This is a genomic window from Pseudomonas abyssi, assembly GCF_002307495.1.
In the GTDB taxonomy this organism is placed as follows: domain Bacteria; phylum Pseudomonadota; class Gammaproteobacteria; order Pseudomonadales; family Pseudomonadaceae; genus Halopseudomonas; species Halopseudomonas abyssi.
Genome location: NZ_NTMR01000053.1, coordinates 1 through 3,978, shown reverse-complemented (window position 1 = coordinate 3,978; position 3,978 = coordinate 1). Strand labels below are relative to the sequence as shown.

The 3,978-nt window shown below is 59.9% G+C and carries 7 protein-coding genes; all 7 read right to left on the bottom strand.

What is annotated here, in order from left to right; translation table 11 throughout:
- Positions 1 to 144: 144 nt before the first annotated feature.
- Positions 145 to 1,314, bottom strand: a complete 1,170-nt coding sequence (locus CNQ84_RS20140; RefSeq protein ID WP_096006533.1) for an Arm DNA-binding domain-containing protein — start codon at positions 1,312 to 1,314, stop codon at positions 145 to 147.
- Positions 1,315 to 1,407: 93 nt separating this feature from the next.
- Positions 1,408 to 1,602, bottom strand: a complete 195-nt coding sequence (locus tag CNQ84_RS20135; RefSeq protein ID WP_065335965.1) for a DUF7696 family protein — start codon at positions 1,600 to 1,602, stop codon at positions 1,408 to 1,410.
- Positions 1,592 to 1,843, bottom strand: a complete 252-nt coding sequence (locus CNQ84_RS20130) for a hypothetical protein (protein WP_065335964.1) — start codon at positions 1,841 to 1,843, stop codon at positions 1,592 to 1,594. The genes CNQ84_RS20135 and CNQ84_RS20130 overlap by 11 nt, the downstream gene beginning before the upstream one ends.
- Entirely contained in the window at positions 1,833 to 2,483 is a 651-nt protein-coding gene (locus tag CNQ84_RS20125; RefSeq protein WP_096006532.1) for an HNH endonuclease signature motif containing protein, read from the bottom strand. The genes CNQ84_RS20130 and CNQ84_RS20125 overlap by 11 nt, the downstream gene beginning before the upstream one ends.
- Positions 2,476 to 3,012 (bottom strand): hypothetical protein, encoded by a 537-nt coding sequence (locus tag CNQ84_RS20120; protein WP_096006531.1) that lies wholly within the window; start codon positions 3,010 to 3,012, stop codon positions 2,476 to 2,478. The genes CNQ84_RS20125 and CNQ84_RS20120 overlap by 8 nt, the downstream gene beginning before the upstream one ends.
- Complete coding sequence (locus tag CNQ84_RS20440; RefSeq protein ID WP_133065935.1) at positions 3,009 to 3,527, bottom strand: hypothetical protein; 519 nt, start codon at positions 3,525 to 3,527, stop codon at positions 3,009 to 3,011. Before CNQ84_RS20440 ends, CNQ84_RS20120 begins: the two co-directional genes overlap by 4 nt.
- Positions 3,520 to 3,978 (bottom strand): DUF2528 family protein (locus CNQ84_RS20110; RefSeq protein ID WP_096006529.1); only part of this gene is annotated, 459 nt, incomplete at its 5' end. The genes CNQ84_RS20110 and CNQ84_RS20440, both read right to left, overlap by 8 nt.

The following is a 3,978-nucleotide window of genomic DNA, read 5'->3' as shown; positions in this document are numbered from 1 at the left end:
GAGTCTCTCCGTCCGCACCATATAAGCTGTTGTTTTCATTGGTGAACGCAAGAAGTACCCCTCTAAAGGGGATCGTTTTGGGAACACTTTGGGAATGACGGGCACGAAAAAGCCGCCTCTATGGGCGGCTTTCGTGTTTGTGTTTTACAGCTGCAGGGCTGCGGCGATTATGTCGAGCTGATCGTGCGCACGCCGGGGTATCCAGGTGCCGTAGTGGCGGTGGATCATCGCGGTGGTAGTGTGGCCCATGTACTCGGCGATCCATTCCACCGGCGCAACACCGGTGCTCAGTACCTGGCTGGCGAAGGTGTGCCGGCAGTTTTTTGGGCTGCGGTACCGCACGCCGTGTTTCTCCAGATGACCTACCCACCAATTTTTCAGTAGCACGTCTGAGCTGGTCCAGGCCGCTTGCGTGGTTGTTTTGTGGAACACAAACCGCAGCCGGCTTTTGCGCACGGTGCGGTTGTCCCGTTCGGTGACGGCCACCTCAACGGGCGGCAGGTGGCCTGTCAGTTTGAACTGGGCGAGTAGGGCGTCGTGCGCTGGTTTGAGCAGCTTGAGCTCGCGGTTTGAGCGCCGGGTTTTGGTTACCTTGTAGTGCCCACGCACCTGGGCGCGACGGAACCGGACGATGCCGGCCTCCAGATCGATCACGTCTTCCCACGCCAATGAAATGGCCTCAGACACGCGGGGGCCGCTCCACAGCATGAACTGGGCGAGGTTGATCTCCTGCTGTAGGTCAGGGTCTGGGGTGAGGATCTTCTCGATCTCTTCGCGGTTGAACGGGTCCACCTCTTCGGTATCTGGCAGCTTGATGGTGATGCCGGTGGTGGGGTCGTGTGCTGACCTGTTGCGCGAGCGGTAGAGCGTGTAGGTCTGGTGCATGATGTTAACGATGTCGCGGATGGTCTTGTTGTGCAGCTTTGGCATTAGCTCCTGCTGCACCCAGGCGGTTACCTCGATGTGCTCAATGCTCTCGGCCTGCCGGTCGCCCCACTTGGGCCGGATGTGGTTTCTGACCTTGCTGGCGTGCCCCCTGTAGCCCGATGCGGACATTTCATTGCGCTTGATGTCGAGCAGCAGGTCCAGGTAGTAACCCAGCGTGCTGGTTTTCACCTTGGGTGAATTGGGGAAGTGCCGGGCATAGTCGAAGGTGCCCTGTTGAATTTCGTAATTGATGGTGCCGGCCAGCCGTTGGGCGTTGGCAATATTGGCGGGTGTGGCATCGCCGCTGACCGACTCGCGGCACAACTCACCCTGATATCTGAAATACACGCGCACGCGGTTACCGCGCACCTCTACACCGTCTGCCATAGCGTCCCCACGCTCTTATGAATCGTCGCCAGAATAACTGCCTGGCAAAAAAAACGGCCCCCGCAGGGGCCGAGAAACTGCACCGCTGTATTCTTATTGCATCCACTCGGCCCGGTGCGTCCACTGCCGGCGCATTTCTTCCAGCAGGCGCTTTGCAGCGGCGTTGCCGCGCTTGCTGGCGATCAGCTCCTGCAGCTCGGCCACGCGCTGGCTGTTGGTGTAGCCTCGGCGCAGCCAGTCGCGTGCCTCGGTTTCGAGCAGCTGGCGGTTTACTTGCTCAGTGCTCACGGCCAATGCCTTTTCCGCTTCCCGGCGCCGGCAGCTCTGGCTTGGATTCAATAAAGCCGGTGCTGTGTTTTCCGCCGGCGGCGTTTATGAACTGGACTTCTACCTTGGCGGAGTCCACCAGCACCTTGCTGATCTCGGTCATGGCTTTCACGCGCTCCAGATCTACTTTGCTCTCGGGGTCGGACAGGCTCTCCAGCTGGGCGAACAGGTGGTTTCTGAGGTCTTGCATCTTATTCTTCATCTGCCAGATCCTTAACTTTGCGCTCCAGCTTGCGTTGCAGGCGGATGACCTGTTTAACGTCGGGCGGGTAGCGGTGAATGGTGTTGCGGCTGGCCAGCTCGGCGCGGGTTATCAGCTCCAGCCGATCGATGGTGATGTTTTCGTGCTTGGGCAGGGCGTCTTTGAATACGACGACGTGGCCGGCGGGTATCTCCCCGTGGTGCTCGATCCAGACCAGACGGTGTACGGCCTGGTAATCGCGCCGGGTGCAGCCGGTGTCGGTCACCTTGCGTTCCAGGTAGCCGTCCTGGGTGACGCGCTCGGCGCCGACCGGTTGCCAGGTGTGTGGCTTGTGTCCGGGCTTGAACTGCGTTTCTTTGGCGCGGCCGCCGACGGTCATACCCTTTTTGCCGTGGTTCCATGGCTTTCGCCCCGGGGCGAATCGACCGGCTTCGCCCTGTGTGCCATTCAGCCGGCCGGACAGGTCGCTTGCCTTGAACGCCTCAGACTTGGACAGCCCAAGGCGGCTGGCCAGGCTGTAAACGTGCTGCAGCGGGCGGCCAAGGTCAGCAGCGATGTCCTTTGCCCGCTCGTTGGGGTAGCGGCGGCGCACCTGGTCGACCTCGCCGTCAGTCCATGTTCTGGCTTGATACTTAGCCATGGGCCACCTCCGGCTGATAGTCGCCCAGAACCTGGTCGACACGCTGCAGCAAGTCGTTGAAGTCGTAGGGCGCAGCGCGGCGACAGTGGCGGGATTCGTACAGCAGCTGCAGCGCCTGGTCACGCTCGGCGGTGACGCTGGCCAGCTCCTGGTGAACCTCTTCCAGCCCGTTGTTGGTGTCGGTGTGCAGGCGGCCGTGCTGGTCCATCCAAGCCACCTGGTCGAGCACTTCCGGTTCAACCGATGCCATGACCTCGGCGATGCTGGTCACTGGCGGCCTGTACACCACACGCACCACGTCGGCATCGGCAAAGGTGCGGTGCTTGCCGGTCTTGGTGTTGGTACCGACCAGTTGGCCAGGGCTGGCCCAGTCAGAGCCGCGCAGCCCGCGCACCACCAGTTCTACGGTGTAACCAGCCAGGCGGCAGACCACTACGGTTCCGCGTGGATACGCAGCCTCGGTCAGCTTCGACAGGTTCCGCTGCGCTGCCTCCATCACAGCTTTGGCCTTTTCGACGTGATGGTTCATGGCGTCACCTCCGGGTCTGCCAAGCTGGCAAACAGCTCATCCAGCTCCTGGATCATGCTGGCTGGCATCCAGAGACAGTCGGTTCTGATCAGCTCCCACTCTTCTTTGGTCAATGCCATTTCGCTTGCCAGGGAGAAGAGGTCGTGCCCGCTGCGTGAATGGAGAAAGCCCTGCAGTCGCTGCTTGGCTTTTTCGATGGATGACAGATTCACGTGTGGGCTGAACTTCCGGTTGACCTCGTTGATATCGGATATCCACTCCGGGGGATAAAAAAAATCTTCCAGTTCGCTTTTAGTGAGCCGCATCACTCGACCAGCATCAGTCAGGCATGCGTAGACCGTTTTGGCTTCATCCCATCTGGCTTTCTCAGTTGCGGTGATGTGGGCATTGCCACAACGTCTACCGTCGCGGGTTGGCAGGTGCGCTCCGAGAACGTACTCGCCTTTAGCATGGCCGGTGGCCCATTCGGGGAGGTGTTCGTACAGGTCCAGATCGCTGCTATTAGGTTTATGCACGGGCCACCTCCCGCACTTCAAACTCATCAAAGCCCGGACAATCAAAGCCCGCCACAATGCGGATCCCGCACCAGCCAAAAGGAGTATGAATTTCCCCTCCCCAACCATCTCGGGCATGAAATTTCATAGACCAGGCACGCACAGTGTCGGCGCATGTGTCGTACCTGGTGCCACCCAGGCTATCCACAAGGATGACTTCACAGGCGTGGATTCCAGCCAACCGGATCACCGCCCTCACTTCATCGCCGTTCTCGTCACGGATACGGTCTTCGGATCCGCCCCAGAATTCATTGATCTCTTTGGCTCGCGCCGGCGTTAGAATGCGGTGGTCTACCTCCAGCCACACTTCGTAGTAGCCGAATGTCTGGCTTACCTTGTATCGCTTGATGTTGCCGTCAGTGGTAGCCTGCTCGGTACCGCTGTTGGGTTGAGTTGCTTGCATGGTGCTCTC

Coding starts and splice junctions, on each gene's coding strand:
- CNQ84_RS20140 (WP_096006533.1), bottom strand. CDS start 1,314: ATGGCAGACGGTGTAGAGGTGCGCGGTAACCGCGTGCGCGTGTATTTC.
- CNQ84_RS20130 (WP_065335964.1), bottom strand. CDS start 1,843: ATGAAGAATAAGATGCAAGACCTCAGAAACCACCTGTTCGCCCAGCTG.
- CNQ84_RS20125 (WP_096006532.1), bottom strand. CDS start 2,483: ATGGCTAAGTATCAAGCCAGAACATGGACTGACGGCGAGGTCGACCAG.
- CNQ84_RS20120 (WP_096006531.1), bottom strand. CDS start 3,012: ATGAACCATCACGTCGAAAAGGCCAAAGCTGTGATGGAGGCAGCGCAG.